This window comes from Comamonas flocculans, from assembly GCF_007954405.1.
GTDB lineage: Bacteria > Pseudomonadota > Gammaproteobacteria > Burkholderiales > Burkholderiaceae_C > Comamonas_C > Comamonas_C flocculans.
In genome coordinates this window covers 100,499-116,839 of the sequence record NZ_CP042344.1, presented here as the reverse complement: position 1 = coordinate 116,839, position 16,341 = coordinate 100,499, and the positions used below count along the sequence as shown (strand labels likewise).

12 protein-coding genes are annotated in these 16,341 nt (G+C 69.9%); 5 read left to right on the top strand and 7 right to left on the bottom strand.

Annotated elements, in window-relative coordinates; genetic code table 11:
• The first annotated feature begins 212 nt into the window (after positions 1 to 212).
• The 3 genes from FOZ74_RS00540 to FOZ74_RS00530 all read left to right on the top strand — a co-directional run bounded on the left by FOZ74_RS00540 (position 213) and on the right by FOZ74_RS00530 (position 5,792).
• Positions 213 to 3,419: an efflux RND transporter permease subunit gene (locus FOZ74_RS00540; RefSeq protein ID WP_146911178.1), complete on the top strand. Its 3,207-nt coding sequence runs from the start codon at positions 213 to 215 to the stop codon at positions 3,417 to 3,419.
• A gap of 233 nt (positions 3,420 to 3,652) precedes the next feature.
• Positions 3,653 to 5,104 (top strand): efflux transporter outer membrane subunit, encoded by a 1,452-nt coding sequence (locus tag FOZ74_RS00535; RefSeq protein WP_255437824.1) that lies wholly within the window; start codon positions 3,653 to 3,655, stop codon positions 5,102 to 5,104.
• Between the two features lie 79 nt (positions 5,105 to 5,183).
• Positions 5,184 to 5,792 carry a hypothetical protein gene (locus tag FOZ74_RS00530; protein WP_146911177.1) on the top strand — a complete coding sequence of 203 codons (609 nt, stop codon included), beginning with the start codon at positions 5,184 to 5,186 and terminating at the stop codon, positions 5,790 to 5,792.
• Positions 5,793 to 5,808: 16 nt separating this feature from the next.
• Here the strand turns inward: FOZ74_RS00530 and trxB are convergent, their stop codons facing one another.
• Positions 5,809 to 6,759: a thioredoxin-disulfide reductase gene (trxB, locus tag FOZ74_RS00525; RefSeq protein ID WP_146911176.1), complete on the bottom strand. Its 951-nt coding sequence runs from the start codon at positions 6,757 to 6,759 to the stop codon at positions 5,809 to 5,811.
• 282 nt (positions 6,760 to 7,041) lie between these two features.
• Here trxB and FOZ74_RS00520 point away from each other — a divergent pair, with 282 nt between their 5' ends.
• Positions 7,042 to 9,372 carry a DNA translocase FtsK gene (locus FOZ74_RS00520; protein WP_146911175.1) on the top strand — a complete coding sequence of 777 codons (2,331 nt, stop codon included), beginning with the start codon at positions 7,042 to 7,044 and terminating at the stop codon, positions 9,370 to 9,372.
• 11 nt (positions 9,373 to 9,383) lie between these two features.
• Positions 9,384 to 10,016: an outer membrane lipoprotein periplasmic chaperone LolA gene (lolA, locus tag FOZ74_RS00515; RefSeq protein ID WP_146911174.1), complete on the top strand. Its 633-nt coding sequence runs from the start codon at positions 9,384 to 9,386 to the stop codon at positions 10,014 to 10,016.
• An 18-nt stretch (positions 10,017 to 10,034) separates the two neighbouring features.
• Here the strand turns inward: lolA and galU are convergent, their stop codons facing one another.
• From galU to FOZ74_RS00485, 6 genes are all read right to left on the bottom strand, one after another.
• Complete coding sequence (galU, locus tag FOZ74_RS00510) at positions 10,035 to 10,919, bottom strand: UTP--glucose-1-phosphate uridylyltransferase GalU (RefSeq protein WP_146911173.1); 885 nt, start codon at positions 10,917 to 10,919, stop codon at positions 10,035 to 10,037.
• A gap of 123 nt (positions 10,920 to 11,042) precedes the next feature.
• Positions 11,043 to 13,937 (bottom strand): valine--tRNA ligase, encoded by a 2,895-nt coding sequence (locus FOZ74_RS00505; protein ID WP_146911172.1) that lies wholly within the window; start codon positions 13,935 to 13,937, stop codon positions 11,043 to 11,045.
• A 157-nt stretch (positions 13,938 to 14,094) separates the two neighbouring features.
• The gene (locus tag FOZ74_RS00500; protein WP_146911171.1) at positions 14,095 to 14,505 is read right to left on the bottom strand and encodes a YeeE/YedE family protein; all 411 of its coding nucleotides are present in this window, start codon (positions 14,503 to 14,505) and stop codon (positions 14,095 to 14,097) included.
• Positions 14,502 to 14,975 (bottom strand): YeeE/YedE family protein, encoded by a 474-nt coding sequence (locus FOZ74_RS00495; protein WP_146911170.1) that lies wholly within the window; start codon positions 14,973 to 14,975, stop codon positions 14,502 to 14,504. Before FOZ74_RS00495 ends, FOZ74_RS00500 begins: the two co-directional genes overlap by 4 nt.
• A gap of 45 nt (positions 14,976 to 15,020) precedes the next feature.
• Positions 15,021 to 15,707 carry a hypothetical protein gene (locus tag FOZ74_RS00490; protein WP_186764626.1) on the bottom strand — a complete coding sequence of 229 codons (687 nt, stop codon included), beginning with the start codon at positions 15,705 to 15,707 and terminating at the stop codon, positions 15,021 to 15,023.
• Positions 15,704 to 16,336, bottom strand: coding sequence for an SCO family protein (locus FOZ74_RS00485; RefSeq protein ID WP_255437702.1), 633 nt, complete (start codon positions 16,334 to 16,336; stop codon positions 15,704 to 15,706). The genes FOZ74_RS00490 and FOZ74_RS00485 overlap by 4 nt, the downstream gene beginning before the upstream one ends.
• Between the last annotated feature and the right edge of the window lie 5 nt (positions 16,337 to 16,341).

Below are 16,341 nucleotides of genomic sequence, written 5' to 3'. Positions count from 1 at the left end.
GGGCGCTCGCACACCCCCATCCCCTCGGCTGCGCCTGCGGCGGCTCGCTTGCGCGGTGAGCATGTGCGTCGGAGCGCACATCCCGGCCTCGGACGTCTGCAAAGACAAGACATTGGCAATGCCCGCGCCGCAGGCCCCCGCCCCAACCCTCCCCCAGCGGGGGAGGGAGTCAATCCGCAGAGGGCAAGCTCCCGGTGCAGAGGGGATCAACCATGAACCTCTCCCGCCCCTTCATCCGCCGCCCCATCGCCACCATCCTCCTGACCATAGGCCTGGCGCTCGCCGGCATCGCCGCCTTCCTCACGCTGCCCGTGGCGCGCCTGCCCGCGGTGGACTTTCCCGTCATCTTCGTCTCCGCCAGCATGCCTGGCGCGAGCCCCGCCGACATGGCGCGCACCGTGGCCACGCCGCTGGAGCGCCGGCTTGGCACCATCGCCGGGGTCAACCAGATGACCAGCTCCAGCAGCACCGGCTCCAGCCGCGTGGTGCTGCAGTTTGATCTGAACCGCAACATCGACAGCGCCGCGCGCGACGTGCAGGCGGCCATCAATGCCGCGCGCATCGATCTGCCGGCCAATCTGCGCTCCAACCCGACCTACCGCAAGGCCAACCCCGCCGCGCAGCCCTTCATGATCCTGGCGCTCACGTCCAGGACGCGCTCGCCGGGGCAGATCTTCGATGCGGTGAACAACATCGTCAGCCAGCGCCTGCTGCAGGTGCCGGGCGTGGGCGACGTGACGCTGGGCGGCGGCTCGCAGCCAGCCGTGCGCGTGGAGCTCAACCCCTTCGTGCTGCACGACCTGGGCATCAGCAGCGACGACGTGCGCGCCGCACTGCAGTCGAGCAATGCCAACCGGCCCAAGGGCGTGGTGGAGACCGGCGGCGCGCAGGACGGGCGGGCGTTTCAGGTGCTGACGCCCGCGCCGGGGCTGCGCGCGGCGGACTATCGCGATCTGGTGGTGGCCGTGCGCGACGGGGCCGAGGTGCGCCTGTCGCAGGTGGCCACGGTGAGCGACAGTGTGCAGGACGTGCGCACGCGCGGCATGTTCAACGGCCAGCCGGCCATCGTCGTCAACATCACCCAGCAGCCGGACGCCAACCTCATCGCCACCGCCGACGCCATCGAGGCGCTGCTGCCGCAACTGCGCGCGCAACTGCCGCAGGACGTGCAGCTGCAGGTGGCGATCGACCGCACCGGCTCGGTGCGCGGCTCGGTGCACGAGGTGGAGATCACCCTGGCCGTGGCCGTGCTGCTGGTGGTGCTGGTGGTGGGCCTGTTCCTGGGCAACCTGCGCGCGGCGCTGATTCCGGCGGTGGCCACGGTGGTCTCGCTGCTGGGCACCTTCGCGGTGATGGCGGGGCTGGGCTATTCGCTGAACAACCTCACGCTGATGGCGCTGACGGTGGCCACGGGTTTCGTGGTGGATGACGCCATCGTCGTCATAGAGAACATCTCGCGCCACCTGGAGCAGGGCGTGGCGCGCGGCAAGGCGGCGCTGGATGGCGCGCGCGAGGTGGGCTTCACGGTGCTCACCATCAGCGTTTCGCTGGTGGCGGTGTTCATTCCGCTGCTGTTCATGGGCGGGCAGCCGGGGCGGCTGTTTCGCGAGTTTGCTGTCACGCTGTCGGTGGCGGTGATGATTTCGCTGGTGATCTCGCTCACCACCACGCCCATGCTGTGCGCGCTGCTGCTGCCGGCGCACCAGGCCAGGCGCGCGGCGGATGCGCCGCCCCGGCGCAGCGCGGCCGGCTGGCTGCGGCAAAGGCTCGGTCGTGGCTGGGGTGCGCTGATGCGCGGCTACGGCCATGCGCTGGATTGGACGCTGGCCTTCCCCTGGCTGGTGGTGCTGGTGCTGGCGGTGGTCGTGGCGCTCAGCGGCTATCTCTTCGTGCATATCCAGAAGGGCTATTTCCCGGACCAGGACAACGGCCAGTTCTTCGCCGGGCTGCGTGCCGACCAGAGCATCTCTTCGCTTGCCTTTGGCGAGAAGCTGCAGCAGGCGGCGGACATCATCGGTGCCGACCCTTCGGTGGGCACCATCGTCGCCTACGCCGGTGGGCGCAGCGGCGGCGGCTTTCTGTTTGGCGCGCTCAAGCCCGCCGCCGAGCGGCCCAAGGGCGAGAAGACGCGCACCGTCATCAACCGCCTGCGGCCCAGGCTGGCCACCATCACCGGGCTGAGCATCTTCCTGAACCCCGCGCAGGAGCTGCGCATGGGCGGCAGAAGCAGCAACGCCACCTACCAGTACACGCTCAAGGCCGACAGCCAGGGCGACCTCAAGACCTGGACGCAGCGCCTGGCCGCCCAGCTCAAGCAGGACGCGCGCCTGAGCGACATCGACGACGACATGAGTGACAACGGCGTGGAAACCTTCATCGAGGTAGACCGCGCCAAGGCCGCCAGCCTGGGCATCGCGCCCTCGGCCATCAACGATGCGCTCTACAACGCCTTCGGCCAGCGCCAGGTGGCCACGATGTACAGCGAGCTGAACCAGTACAGCGTGATCATGGAATGGGCGCCGCGCTACGCCCAGTCGCCCGCCACGCTGCGCGACGTGATGGTGCCCGCGGGCAAGACGAGTGGCAGCGTGGTCAACCCGGCGCTGCGCGCCAGCTCCACCGGCGCGGCGATCTCCACCAGCGGGCGCACCATGGTGCCGCTGTCGGAATTCGCGCGCTTTTCCGAGCGCGCCGTGCCCGCCAGCGTGTTCCATGACGGCGGCGAGCTCTCCAGCACGCTGTCCTTCAACCTGGCCGATGGCGTATCGGAGCAGCAGGGCCGCCAGGCCGTGCTGGACGCGGTGGACGCCGTGGGCATGCCCAACAAGGTGCGCGGCGCCTTCGACGGCGCGCTCGCCATGGGGCAGCAACAGCAGTCCGAGCAGGGCCTGCTGATCCTGGCCGCCGTGGTGGTGATCTACCTCGTGCTCGGCATGCTCTACGAGAGCCTGATCCATCCGCTGACCGTGCTCACCACGCTGCCCAGCGCGGGCTTTGGCGCGGCGCTGGCGCTGATGCTGCTGAAGATGGAGTTTTCCATCATGGCGCTGATCGGGGTATTCCTGCTCATCGGCATCGTCAAGAAGAACGCCATCCTGATCATCGACTTCGCCATCGAGGTGCAGCGCACGCGCGGCCTCGGCGCCGTGCAGGCGGTGCGCGAGGCCTGCCTGCTGCGCTTTCGCCCCATCCTCATGACCACGCTGGCCGCGGGCCTGGGCGCGCTGCCGCTGGCCGTGGGCTTTGGCGAGGGCGCGGAGCTGCGCCAACCCCTGGGCGTGACCATCGTCGGCGGGCTGATTGCCAGCCAGTTGCTCACCTTGCTGACCACGCCCGCCGTCTACGTGCTGCTGGACAAGCTGCGCCGCGCCAGGCCCGAAGCCGCACCCACACACCGCCCCGCATTGGAGGGAGCATGACCCTGCCCGATCTGCCTTCTGCCTCCTTCCCCCAGCGGGGGAAGGCCGGGATGGGGGCCGCCAGCTCTTTCAACGGCAGTGGAAAAAGCCCACGCCGCTGGCCCCCACCCCAGCCCTCACCCGAAGGGGGAGGGAGCAGGGTGTCCTCTGTTTTGCTAGCTGCCAGCGCTTGCTGGGCAAGCGTTTCAGCCACTTTTCATGTAAATTTTTGGCATACCGCAAAACCCCGCAAGCTGCCCGCCCTGCTGCTCGCCAGCGCCCTGCTGGCCGCCTGCTCCAGCACCACCTTGCCACCCACCGCGCCTGAGCCGCCTTTGCCCACGCAGTGGAAAAGCGCTGCCCCCAAAGGCTGGGTCAGCACCTCGGACTACCGGCGCTGGCAGGACGGCCAGTGGTGGCAGCTGTTTGGCGATGAGGCGCTCGACGCGCTGGTGGCGCAGCTCGACGCCGGCAACCAGAACATCGCCGTGGCCGCGGCCAACGTCGCCCAGGCGCAGGCGCTGCTGCAGCAAAGCGAGGCCCAGCGCCTGCCCACGCTGGGCCTGCAGGCCGCAGCGCAGCGCGGCGGCGAGCCGGCGCGTGGCAGCGCCAGCCTGGGCCTGGCGGCGAGCTGGGCGCCTGACCTCTGGGGGCGCATTACCGCGGGCGTGCGGGCGCAGCAGGCGGCGCTGCAGGCCAGCGAGGCGGACCTGGCCGGCGCCCGCCTGGCGGCGCGGGCCAGCCTGGTGCAGGCCTATCTGCAGGTGCGCGAACTGGACGCCGAAATGCGCCTGATGGACGAGATCATCACCGGCTACGAGCGTGCCCGCGAGATCACCGGCAACCGCTACCGCGCGGGCGTCGCTGCGCATGCCGACCTGCTGCAGGCGCAGACCACGCTGGAAAACGCCCGCGCCACGCGCGTGGGCCTGGCGCGCAGCCGCGCCAGCGCGGAGCACGCCATTGCGCTGCTGCTCGGGCGGGCGCCGGCGCAGTTCACGCTGGCGCCGGCCGGCTGGCGCGACGCGGTGCCCCAGGTGCCGCCGCTGCTGCCTTCCGAGCTGCTGCTGCGCCGCCCCGACGTGGCGTCGAGCGAGCGCGAGGTGGCCGCGGCCAATGCGCGCATCGGCGCGGCGCAGGCCGCGTGGTTCCCGAGCCTGAGCCTCTCGGCCGGGCTGGGCGCCGCGGGCGGCAGCATCGCCGATCTGCTGTCCGTGCCGGCGCTGACCTGGTCGCTGGGCACGGCGATTGCCCAAACCCTGTTCGACGGCGGCAGCCGCGACGCCGCGCTGCAGCAGGCCATCGCCGCGCAGCAGGCGGCCGGTGCGCGCTACCGCCAGAGCGTGCTCGGCGCGCTGGGCGAGGTGGAAGACCAGCTCACCGCGCTGGATGCGCTGGAGCGCCAGATCGTGCATCAGCGGGCGGCCGCCGATGCGGCGGCGGGGGCCGAGCAGCGCACGCTCAACAGCTACCAGGCGGGGCTTACGGCCTACACCAGCGTGGTGACGGCACAGGCGGCCACGCTGGGCGCGCGCCGGGCGCTGATGCAGCTGCAACTGCAGCGCCAGCAGGCCGTGGTGGCGCTGGTGCAGGCGCTGGGCGGCGGCTGGCAGGCGCCGTGGAGCGCGGATGGCGCAGCAGGCGCGCAACCGGCAGGCGCGCCCGCGGCGCAGGAGCCGCAAGGGGCCGGACCGCCAGGGCACTGACTGGGCCAGGCGGAACTCCCCGGCGGCAACAGGGGTCTGACTGTGCACAACGCCGGTTTGCTGCACGAGGAGGTTCGCCATGAAGCCAGTCTCGACAAGCCGGAGCATGGTCTGGGTGCTCGGGCTGTTCATGTGCCAGATGGCGGGGGCCCAGGTGACCTCGTCCGGGCTGGCCCTCAGCGCCCAGACCATGGCTGCGCCGCACTGGCAGTGGCGCGCCGACACCATTCCCCCCGGAAGCACTGTGCAGGAGCGCGCTCAGGCGCTGGACCTGGTGCACTGGAGCGCCGCCACGGGCGCGGCCACCGGCTTTTCCCTCGGCGCGCAGACCACGCCCTGGGGCCGCTGGGCCGGCGACCAGGCACTCGGCCCGGCCGCGCGCTGGCAGCCGCGCGTGGGCGTGCACTGGCGCCAGCCCATGGGCGGGCGCTTGCGTCTGGGAGTCTCGGGCTGGATGCAGTGGTCGGGCAACTTCCGCAACGCGGCCCAGGCCGTTCAGGCGCAGCACAGCGCCGCGCTGCCCGTCTACGCCGCGCGCCTGGAGGTGCAATGGAAGTCCGCCCGCGGCGGCGGCATCATCCCCGAGTTCGGCGCGATCGGCGTACAGCTGCAGGGCGGCGGCGACGCCCGCCTGCTGCTGCGCGCGCGCCACGGCGGGCCGATGGTCTATTACCGCGCCAAGTTCTGAGGCGGGCGCGGCGGCTTCAGCCCTGCTGCTCCAGAAAGCGCTGCGCGTCCAGTGCCGCCATGCAGCCCGTGCCGGCGCTGGTGATGGCCTGGCGGTAGACGTGGTCCTGCACGTCGCCCGCGGCAAACACCCCGGGTACGCTGGTCTGGGTGGCAAAGCCCTGGTGGCCGCCCCGGGTGATGATGTAGCCGCCTTCCATTTCGAGCTGGCCGGTGAACATGCCGGTGTTGGGCGCATGGCCGATGGCGATGAAGCAGCCCTGCACCGCGATGTCCTCGGTGGCGCCGCTGTCCGCGTGCCTGATGCGCACGCCGGCCACGCCCTTGGCGTCGGACAGCACCTCATCGACCGTACAGGGGGTCTTGAGCTCGATCTTGCCGCTGGCCACGCGCTCCATCAGCTTGTCCACCATGATGGGCTCGGCGCGGAATTTGTCGCGCCGGTGAATCAGCGTGACCTTGCGCGCAAGGTTGGCCAGGTACAGCGCCTCTTCCACCGCAGTGTTGCCGCCGCCGACCACGCACACGTCTTGCCCGCGGTAGAAGAAACCGTCGCAGGTGGCGCAGGCCGACACGCCCTGGCCCATCAGCGCCTGCTCGGAGGGCAGGCCCAGGTACTTGGCCGAGGCGCCGGTGGCGATGATGAGCGCGTCGCAGGTGTAGCTCTCGCTGCCCTGCAGGCTGAACGGGCGCTGGCTCAGGTCCACGGATTGGATGTGGTCAAAGATCACTTCGGTATCAAAACGCGTGGCATGGGCCAGGAAGCGCTCCATCAGCGCCGGGCCCTGCACGCCATCGACGTCGGCCGGCCAGTTGTCCACCTCGGTCGTGGTGGTCAGCTGCCCGCCCTGGGCCATGCCGGTGATCAGCACCGGCTTGAGGTTGGCGCGCGCGGCGTAGAGCGCGGCGGTGTAGCCCGCGGGGCCGGAGCCCAGGATCAGAACTTTGGCGTGTCGTGTGTTTGGCATGGGGCAAGGGCGCAGCGGTAACGGACTGAAAAAAGCGTCAAGCCGGTCATTGTATGAACCGTGCCCCGGCCACGCCACGTGGTGTGCATGCAGTAAGCTAGGGCAACGCTGGAAAAGCCTCTGCGATGGTGCGCGTCCAGCCTGGGGATGGGCTGCAAGGCGCAAACCGTAAACCGCAGCGAGCCCAAGCCGTTGCGAGGATTTGCAACGCCGCAGACCGTCGCAGGCCGGGATGCGCGACGTGCGAGGGGCTTTTTCAGCGTCGCCTCTATTCCCTTCGACATGTCCTATTCCTCCAATAGTCTGAATGTGCCGCGCAGGACCGGCGCGCGCGGCGCGGTGGCCCGCTTCGGGCAGGAAATCCTGCTGCTGCTGGGCCTGCTGCTCTGGCTGTTCTGGCTGCTGGCCCTGTGGAGCTATTCGCCGCGCGACGAAGCCTGGTCCACGGCGGGTGCGGCGGCGGGCCAGGCGGCGATCAACTGGGTCGGGCGCCTGGGCGCCTGGGTGGCCGACGGCAGCTACTTCATGCTGGGTTTTTCCGTCTGGTGGCTGATGGCCGCCGGCGTGGTCGCGTGGTTTGGCGCGCTGGCGCGCTGGATGCGCGGCGGCGACGACGCCGTGGCAGCGCGCCGGCGGCGCATGCTGTTCTGGGGCGGCCTGGTGCTGCTGATGCTGGCCAGCTGCGCGCTGGAATGGTCGCGCCTGTACCGTCTGGAGCCGCTGCTGCCCGGCCACGCTGGCGGCTTGCTGGGTTATGCCGTCGGGCCGCTGGCCGTGCGCTGGCTGGGCTTTACCGGCTCGGGCATCGCCGGCGTGGTGCTGACGGTGCTGGGCGCGGCCTGGGTGTTCGGGTTTTCCTGGGGCACGCTGGCGCAGCGCCTGGGCATGCTGGTGGACCGCGGCCTGCAGTGGGCGCGGGTGCAGCGCGAGCGCGCGCGCGACCAGGCGGCGGGGCGGCGCGCGGCGCGCGAGCGCCAGGAGGTGCTGCTGGGCGAGCGTCCCGACGAAGGCGGGGGCGCCGAGCCGCACCCGGGCACGGTGCATATCGTCGAGCCGCCGGCGGCCGCGCAGGCCGCGCCCAGCACGCGCGTCGTGCAGGAGCGGCAAAAACCCCTGTTCACCGAACTGCCCGACAGCCCGCTGCCGCAGATCGATCTGCTGGATGCGGCGCCCGCGCGCCAGGAGTCGGTCTCGGCCGAGACGCTGGAGATGACCAGCCGCCTGATCGAGAAGAAGCTGCGCGACTTCGGCGTGGAGGTCACGGTGGTCGCGGCCATGCCCGGCCCGGTGGTCACGCGCTACGAGATCGAGCCGGCCACGGGCGTGAAGGGCTCGCAGATCGTGAACCTGGCCAAGGACCTGGCGCGGTCCCTGAGCCTGGTGTCGATCCGCGTGATCGAGACGATTCCGGGCAAGAACTGCATGGCGCTGGAACTGCCCAACGCGCGCCGACAGATGATCCATTTGTCGGAAGTGCTGGGCTCGCAGGTCTACCACGACGCCAGGAGCCTCTTGACCATGGGTTTGGGCAAGGACATCGTGGGCGCGCCGGTGGTGGCGGACCTGGCCAGGATGCCGCACTGCCTGGTGGCCGGCACCACCGGTTCGGGCAAGTCGGTGGGCATCAACGCCATGATCCTGAGCCTGCTCTACAAGGCCGAGCCGCGCGACGTGCGCCTGATGATGATCGACCCCAAGATGCTGGAGATGTCGGTCTACGAGGGCATCCCGCACCTGCTGTGCCCGGTGGTCACCGACATGAAGCAGGCCGCGCACGGCCTGAACTGGTGCGTGGGCGAGATGGAGCGGCGCTACAAGCTCATGAGCCGCCTGGGCGTGCGCAACCTGGCGGGCTACAACGCCCGCATCGCCGAAGCCCATGCGCGCGGCGAATCCATCGGCAACCCCTTCAGCCTCACGCCCGAGGAGCCCGAGCCGCTGGACCGCCTGCCGCACATCGTGGTCGTCATCGACGAGCTTGCCGACCTGATGATGGTCGTGGGCAAGAAGATCGAGGAATTGATCGCGCGTCTGGCGCAGAAGGCGCGCGCGGCCGGCATCCATTTGATCCTGGCCACCCAGCGCCCCAGCGTGGACGTGATCACCGGCCTGATCAAGGCCAACATTCCCACGCGCATCGCGTTTCAGGTGAGCAGCAAGATCGACAGCCGCACCATCCTCGACCAGATGGGCGCCGAGGCCCTGCTGGGCATGGGCGACATGCTCTACCTGCCTTCGGGCACGGGGCTGCCGATCCGCGTGCACGGCGCCTTCGTCTCCGACGACGAGGTGCACCGCGTGGTCAGCTACCTCAAGGAGCAGGGCGAGCCCGATTACATCGACGGCGTGCTCGAGGGCGGCGCCGGCGAGGGCGAGGACAGTGGCTTTGGCGCCGAAGGCGAGGGCGGCGGCGAGAAGGACCCGATGTACGACCAGGCGGTGGAGATCGTGCTCAAGGACCGCAAGGCCAGCATCTCCTACGTGCAGCGCAAGCTGCGCATAGGCTACAACCGCTCGGCGCGCCTGCTCGAGGACATGGAGAAGGCGGGCCTGGTCAGCGCCCTGACCAGCAGCGGCCAGCGCGAGGTGCTGGTGGCCGCGCGCCCTGAATGAAAGTCCCGGCCATGCAACGTTTGTTTTTCACCATTTTGATAGCTGCATGCGCTGGTGGGGCATGGGCTCAAGGCCTGAAAAGCCTGGAAAGTTTCATGCAGCAGGCACGCAGCGGCGAGGCCGAGTTCACCCAGCAGGTCACCGCCCCGGCGCGCGACGGCAAGACGGCGCCGCCCAAGGTGTCCAGCGGGCACTTCGCCTTCGAGCGCCCGGGGCGCTTTCGCTTCGACTATGCCAAGCCCTTCGTGCAGACCATCGTGGCCGACGGCAAGACCCTGTGGCTCTACGACGCTGACCTGAACCAGGTGACCGAGCGCGCCCAGGACCAGGCGCTGGGCAGCACGCCCGCGGCCTTGCTCACTTCCAAGCCCGACCTGGCCGAGCTGGGCAAGGATTTCACTTTGACCGAACAGCCCGACGCCGACGGCCTGCACTGGGTGCTGGCGAGCCCGAAGGCGCAGGACGGGCAGATTGCCAGCGTGCGCGTGGGCCTCAAGGGCGAGGTGCTGGCGCGCCTCGTCATCGTGGACCATTTCGGCCTGCGCTCGGAACTGCGCTTCAGCGACTTCAAGCTCAATGCGCCGCTGCCAGCCGGCAGCTTTCGCTTCACGCCGCCCAAGGGGGCGGATGTGCTGCGCGAATGAGCCGAATGCGGCGCGGTCTCAGGCCTGCAGGGTCTTGAGCCAGTCGCGAAAGTGCGCGCCCACCTGCGGGTGCTGCAGCGCCAGCTCAACGGTGGCCTGCAAGAAGCCTTCCTTGCTACCGCAATCGTAGCGTTTGCCGCTGTACTGGTAAGCGTAAACCGCCTCATGGCGCATGAGGCGCGCGATCGCGTCGGTAAGCTGGATCTCGCCGCCCACGCCGCGCGGCTGCTGGCGGATTTCCTCGAAGATGCGCGGCGTGAGCACGTAGCGCCCGGCCACGCCCATGCGCGACGGCGCCACCTCGGGCGCGGGCTTTTCGATGATGGAGTCGATGCGCAGCAGCGGCCCGCCCGCGTCCTCGCCCTTGACGATGCCGTAGCGCCGGGTTTCCTCCTGCGGCACTTCCTGCACCGCCAGCAGCGAGCGGCCCTGCTTTTCAAACGCCGCGGTCATCTGCGCCATCACGCCAGGCCCGCCCGGCTCGCCCACCATCAGGTCGTCGGCCAGCAGTACCGCAAACGGTTCATTGCCCACCAGCGGCTCGGCGCAGAGCACCGCATGCCCCAGGCCGAGCGAGCGCGGCTGGCGCACGAAGAGGCAGTGCATGTCCTCGGGCGTGACGCTGCGCACCAGGTGCAGCAGCGCCTGCTTGCCCGCGGCTTCCAGCTCGCTTTCGAGCTCGTAGGCGGTGTCGAAATGGTCTTCGATCGCGCGCTTGCTGCGGCCGGTGACGAAGACCATGTCGCGGATGCCCGCTTCGTAGGCTTCTTCCACCGCGTACTGGATCAGCGGCTTGTCCACCACTGGCAGCATCTCCTTGGGGCTGGCCTTGGTGGCGGGCAGAAAGCGCGTGCCCAGGCCGGCGACGGGGAAGACGGCCTTGCGGATGAGGGTGAGGGTCATGGAGCACCTGTAGTGTGGGTTTTTGCTCCCTCCCCCTCTGGGGGAGGGTTGGGGTGGGGGCCAGCGGCGGCGCAGTCGCCGGCAGCCCCCATCCCCGCCTTCCCCCAGAGGGGGAAGGAGTCATCAGCCCAGCCGGGCCAGTTGTTCCCGGATGCGCGCCAGCGTCGCGCCGAAATCGGCCACGCGCTGCTTTTCCTGGGCGATCACTGCGGCCGGGGCCTTGGCCACGAAGGCTTCGTTGGCCAGCTTGCCCCGGGCCTTGGCGATCTCGCCCGACAGGCGCGCCGCTTCCTTGGCCAGGCGCGCCTTCTCGGCCGCCGCGTCGATTTCGACGTGCAGCGCCAGGCGCGCCTTGCCGGCCACCAGCACCGGCGCCTGTCCGGCTGCGGCCTGCCAGGCGGACTCGTCCTCGAAGAGCTTGAGCTCGCTCAGCCGCGCCAGGTTTTGCAGCACGGGGGCGTGCTCGCGCAGGAAGCGTGCCTCGTCGCCGTCGTCGGCCACGGCCAGCAGGGGCAAGCGCTGTGCCGGCGACACGCCCATCTCGCCGCGCAGCTGCCGGCAGGCCTCGACCATCTGCTGCAGGTGGCGCACCTGCGCACAGGCGGCTTCGTCGATGCGCTCGGGCTGGGCCTCGGGGTAGGGCGCGAGCATCACGGAAGGCCCGGCGCGGCCGGCCACCGGCGCCACCACCTGCCACAGCGCCTCGGTGACGAAGGGGATGAGGGGGTGGGCCAGGCGCAGCATGGTCTCCAGCGTGCGGATCAGCGTGCGCCGCGTGCCGCGCTGCGCCGCCTCGTCGCCGGTCTGCAGCTGCACCTTGGCGATCTCCAGGTACCAGTCGCAGAACGCGTTCCAGACGAATTCGTAGATCGCGCCCGCCACGTTGTCCAAGCGGTATTCGGCAAAGCCCTGGGCCACGGCGGCTTCGGTCCTCTGCAGCTCGGAGACGATCCAGCGGTCGGCCGCGGAAAACGACATGCGGCCATTGGCGCAATTGCTCAGCCCGTCGAGCCCGCAGTCGTGGCCTTCGCAGTGCATCAGCACGAAGCGGCTGGCGTTCCAGAGCTTGTTGCAAAAATTGCGGTAACCCTCGCAGCGCTTGCTGTCGAAGTTGATGGAGCGCCCCAGGCTCGCGAGCGCGGCGAAGGTGAAGCGCAGCGCGTCCGCGCCGTAGGCGGGGATGCCTTCGGGAAATTCCTTTTGCGTGTTCTTCTTCACCTGCGGCGCGGTCTCCGGGCGGCGCAGGCCGGTGGTGCGCTTTTCCAGCAGCGGCGCGAGCGCGATGCCGTCGATCAGGTCCACCGGGTCGAGCACGTTGCCCTCGCTCTTGCTCATCTTCTTGCCCTGCGCGTCGCGCACCAGGCCGTGGATGTAGACGTGGCGAAAGGGCACGCGGCCGGTGAAGTGCGTGCTCATCATGATCATCCGGGCGACCCAGAAGAAGATGATGTCGTAGCCGGTGACCAGCACCGAAGAGGGCAGGTAGAGGTTGTAGTCATCGGCGGGCGCGTCGCTCTGCTCGGGCCAGCCCATGGTGGAAAACGGCACCAGGGCGCTGGAGTACCAGGTGTCGAGCACGTCCTCGTCGCGGCGCAGCTTCTTGCCGGGGGCCTGCGCCTGCGCTTCTTCCTCGCTGCGTGCGACGTAGACCTGGCCATCCTCGTCGTACCAGGCCGGGATCTGGTGGCCCCACCAGAGCTGGCGCGAGATGCACCAGTCCTGGATGTGGTTCATCCACTGGTTGTAGGTGTTGACCCAGTTCTCGGGCACGAAGCGAACCTCGCCCGAGGCCACGGCGTCGATGGCCTTTTGCGCGATGCTCTTGCCGCTGGCGTCGCCTTCGCCCACCTTGGACATCGCGACGAACCACTGGTCGGTCAGCATCGGCTCCACCGCCTGGCCGGTGCGCGTGCAGGTGGGCAGCATCAGCTTGTGCGGCTTGATCTCCACCAGAAAACCCCCGGCCTCCAGGTCGGCCACCACCGCCTTGCGGGCGGCGTAGCGGTCCATGCCGCGGTAGGCGGCGGGGCCGTTGTCGTTGATGTGCGCGTCCAGCGTGAAGATGGTGATGAGCGGCAGGCCGTGGCGCAGCGCGCAGGCGTAGTCGTTGAAATCGTGCGCACCGGTGATCTTCACGCAGCCCGAGCCGAATTCACGGTCGACGAAGTCGTCGGCGATGATGGGGATGTTGCGCTGCATCAGCGGCAGCTCCACCATCTTGCCCACCAGGTGCCTGTAGCGCTCGTCCTCGGGGTGCACGGCCAGCGCGCCGTCGGCCATCATGGTTTCGGGGCGGGTGGTGGCGATCGTCATGCCGCGCTGCATCACGCCGTCGATGGGTTGCGGGCCGTCGACGAAGGGGTAGGTGATGTAGTGCATCTTGCCCTCGGCCTCGACGCTCTCTACCTCCAGGTCGGACACGGCGGACTGCAGCTTGGGGTCCCAGTTGACCAGCCGCTTGCCGCGGTAGATCAGGCCCTGCTCATACAGGCGCACGAAGGTCTCGGTCACCACCCTGGAGAGCTTGTCGTCCATGGTGAAGTACTCGCGGCTCCAGTCCACGCTGTCGCCCATGCGGCGCATCTGCGTGGTGATGGTGTTGCCGCTTTTCTCCTTCCACTGCCAGACCTTGGCGGTGAAGGCTTCGCGCCCCAGCGCGCGCCGCTGCACGCCCTGTTCCTGCAGCTGGCGCTCGACCACGATCTGCGTGGCGATGCCCGCGTGGTCCGTGCCCGGCACCCAGACCGTGTTGTGCCCCTTCATGCGGTGGTAGCGCGTGAGGCTGTCCATGATGGTCTGGTTGAACGCGTGGCCCATGTGCAGCGTGCCCGTCACGTTGGGCGGCGGCAGCTGGATGGCAAAGCCTGGCTGGCTTGCGTCCGGCTGGCCGCTGCCGCGCACCCCCGCGCGGGCGTAGCCGCGCTTTTCCCATTCCGGCCCCCAGTGGGCCTCCAGCGGGGCGGGTTCGAAGGATTTGGACAGGCTGAACAGGCCCGGTTGTGCAGGGGTTTCGCTCATGGCATGAAAAACGGCATCCCGCGGGATGCCGTGCTAGGCAAAAGGATAAGGGCGGCCTGATTTTATGCGGTCTGCCGGCTGCTACGGCAGCAATAGCTGTCTGCGCAGGCGGGGCAAGCGCAAAAGGCGGTTTTGATGCTGAAAATTCTTGGCCCGCTCAGGGCTTGGCCAGCAGCCCTTGCACCAGCGCGCCCAGTGCGATGCCGCCCAGCGCGTAGAGCAGCATCCAGTTGCCCGCGCCCAGGCCGGCGATCGCCGGGCCGGGACAGACGCCGCTCAATCCCCAGCCCACGCCAAAGAGCGCGGCGCCCACCAGCGTGCGGGCGCCCGGGTGCATGGGGTGGCGCTGGAATTCACCCCCCAGCAGCGGGCGGCGCAGCAGGCGCGGCAGCAGTGCGTAGGCCAGGCCGGTGACGAGCACCGCGCCACCCAGCACCAGCACCAGGCCGAAGTCCTGAAAGCGCAGGAAGCTGAGCACCACCTCGGGGCGGATCATGGTGGAAGCGGCCAGGCCGAAGCCAAAGAGCATGCCGGCGGCCAGCGTCGCCAGGGCGCGTGCGGATGTCATGCCTGCAAGCTCCAGACCAGGTTGGCGGTGATCATGGCCGTGGCCATGAAGCACAGCACCGCCAGGGCCGACGGCCATTGCAGCGAACCCAGCCCGCAGATGCCGTGCCCCGAGGTGCAGCCGTGGCCCATGCGCGCGCCAAAGCCGGCGATGAAGCCGCCCACCAGCAGCTGCCAGGCCGGCACGGCGGTGGTCTCCGGCCCCGGGCCGCCCAGCCACAGCCACCACAGCAGCGCCCCGAGGACAAGGCCGGCGGCGTACTGCAGCCGCCAGATGCGCGAGCCGCGCAGCGCCGGCTGCTGGAAGAAGGGCCGCCGCACGATGAAGGACCAGGTCGAGGAGAACACGCTGCTCATGCCGCCGACCAGGCCGGTCATGGCAAACAGCAGCGCCACGCCCAGGCCGATGCACAGGCCGCCCAGCAGGTAGTGTTCCCAGCCCAGCGGAAACAGGGTGGATGCGAGGTTCATGCCGGCCATTATCTGCCTGCCCGCGCCCGCCGGCGGTGTGCGCCCTCAGGGCGATTGCGGACTTGGGGCGCTGGCGCCCTCGCGCGCGGCGGCGTCCTGCGGCGCCTGCGTGCCCGCCATGCGTCCGGTGTCGGCGTCGCGGCGCGCGACCCACCAGAACACCTGCGCCAGCCAGAGCAGCGCCACCGTCGTGGAAATGGCGGTGAGCCACTGGCCCAGGCGCTCCTGGTCGCCCAGCAGGTAGGCATTGCACAGCCGCAGCGGCGACTGCGCATAGAGCTGCCCGACGACCGCGCCCATGAGCAGCATGTTGCCCAGAAAGAAGCCCTGGGCCACCAGCCCCGCCTGCCGCCAGGACAGGCGCAGCGCCGCGCCGGCGGCCAGCAGCGCGCCGCACTTGGCCAGCTCCACCGCCGGCGCAACCAGCGCCAGGTCCAGCACGCGCGGAATCATCAGCACGGTGATGACCGTGCCCGCCAGCAGCAGCCCGCTGATGCCCGAGGCGTTCCAGCGCGCCAGGCGCTCGCGCATGCGACCGCTCAGCCCGCCGGCCAGCAGCGCGCCCGAGAGCATCCACAGCGGATACTGCAGCACCATGTGGCGCCACATGCTGGCCTCCAGCAGGGTGCGCGCCGCCGGCAGCGCCAGCACCGCGGCCAGCAGCAGGCCCGGCCAGGCCAGCCGCCGGTCGCCAAGCAATGCGATGAGTCTGCGCCCCCCGTGCCCGTTCATGAGCGCTTGGAGGCGAGCTGGCGCGCGTAGTTCAGCGCCAGCTCCTGCTCGGCCAGGTCGAACACCCGCACCATGCGCCCGCGGGCGTCGAACACCAGCAGCGCGGCGTTGTGCTCGAATTCGCCCAGTTCGTCGGGGATGACCACCACGCCCAGGCGCTCGAGCAGCGCGCGCTGCTGCGCGGCGTCGGGCACGCTGGCAAAGCGCCAGAGGTCGGGGTCGGCGCCCAGCTTGCCGGCATAGGCCTGCAGCACCGCGGCGCTGTCGTGCGCGCCGTCGAAGGACAGCGACAGCAGCCGCAGCGGCGCGGCGCCTTCGTCCTGGGGCTCGGTCTGCAGCCTGGCCTGCAGTTGCTGGAAGGTGCTGCCCAGCGACAGGCAGACCGTCTGGCAGCGGGTGTAGAAGAAGTCGGCAATCGTCACGCTGCCCCGGGCGGTGGCGGCCAGCGTGGGCGCGGGCAGCCGTGTGCCCTGCAGCGCCACCTCGGGCAGGGGCACGGGCGCGAGCGCCACTTCCAGGCGGCGCGCGCCTTCTTCGGTCCAGACGCGAAAGTCGTGCGTGAGCCAGCTGGCTGCGGCGTAGCCGCCGATCGCCACCAGCAGGCTGATCAGCGCGGTACGCAGCACCATGGGCG

Bases quoted from the DNA above. Each gene is read 5' to 3' on its own strand.
- FOZ74_RS00540 (WP_146911178.1), top strand. From the start codon at position 213: ATGAACCTCTCCCGCCCCTTCATCCGCCGCCCCATCGCCACCATCCTC.
- FOZ74_RS00530 (WP_146911177.1), top strand. From the start codon at position 5,184: ATGAAGCCAGTCTCGACAAGCCGGAGCATGGTCTGGGTGCTCGGGCTG.
- trxB (WP_146911176.1), bottom strand. From the start codon at position 6,759: ATGCCAAACACACGACACGCCAAAGTTCTGATCCTGGGCTCCGGCCCC.
- FOZ74_RS00520 (WP_146911175.1), top strand. From the start codon at position 7,042: ATGTCCTATTCCTCCAATAGTCTGAATGTGCCGCGCAGGACCGGCGCG.
- lolA (WP_146911174.1), top strand. From the start codon at position 9,384: ATGCAACGTTTGTTTTTCACCATTTTGATAGCTGCATGCGCTGGTGGG.
- galU (WP_146911173.1), bottom strand. From the start codon at position 10,919: ATGACCCTCACCCTCATCCGCAAGGCCGTCTTCCCCGTCGCCGGCCTG.
- FOZ74_RS00505 (WP_146911172.1), bottom strand. From the start codon at position 13,937: ATGAGCGAAACCCCTGCACAACCGGGCCTGTTCAGCCTGTCCAAATCC.
- FOZ74_RS00500 (WP_146911171.1), bottom strand. From the start codon at position 14,505: ATGACATCCGCACGCGCCCTGGCGACGCTGGCCGCCGGCATGCTCTTT.
- FOZ74_RS00495 (WP_146911170.1), bottom strand. From the start codon at position 14,975: ATGAACCTCGCATCCACCCTGTTTCCGCTGGGCTGGGAACACTACCTG.
- FOZ74_RS00490 (WP_186764626.1), bottom strand. From the start codon at position 15,707: ATGAACGGGCACGGGGGGCGCAGACTCATCGCATTGCTTGGCGACCGG.
- FOZ74_RS00485 (WP_255437702.1), bottom strand. From the start codon at position 16,336: ATGGTGCTGCGTACCGCGCTGATCAGCCTGCTGGTGGCGATCGGCGGC.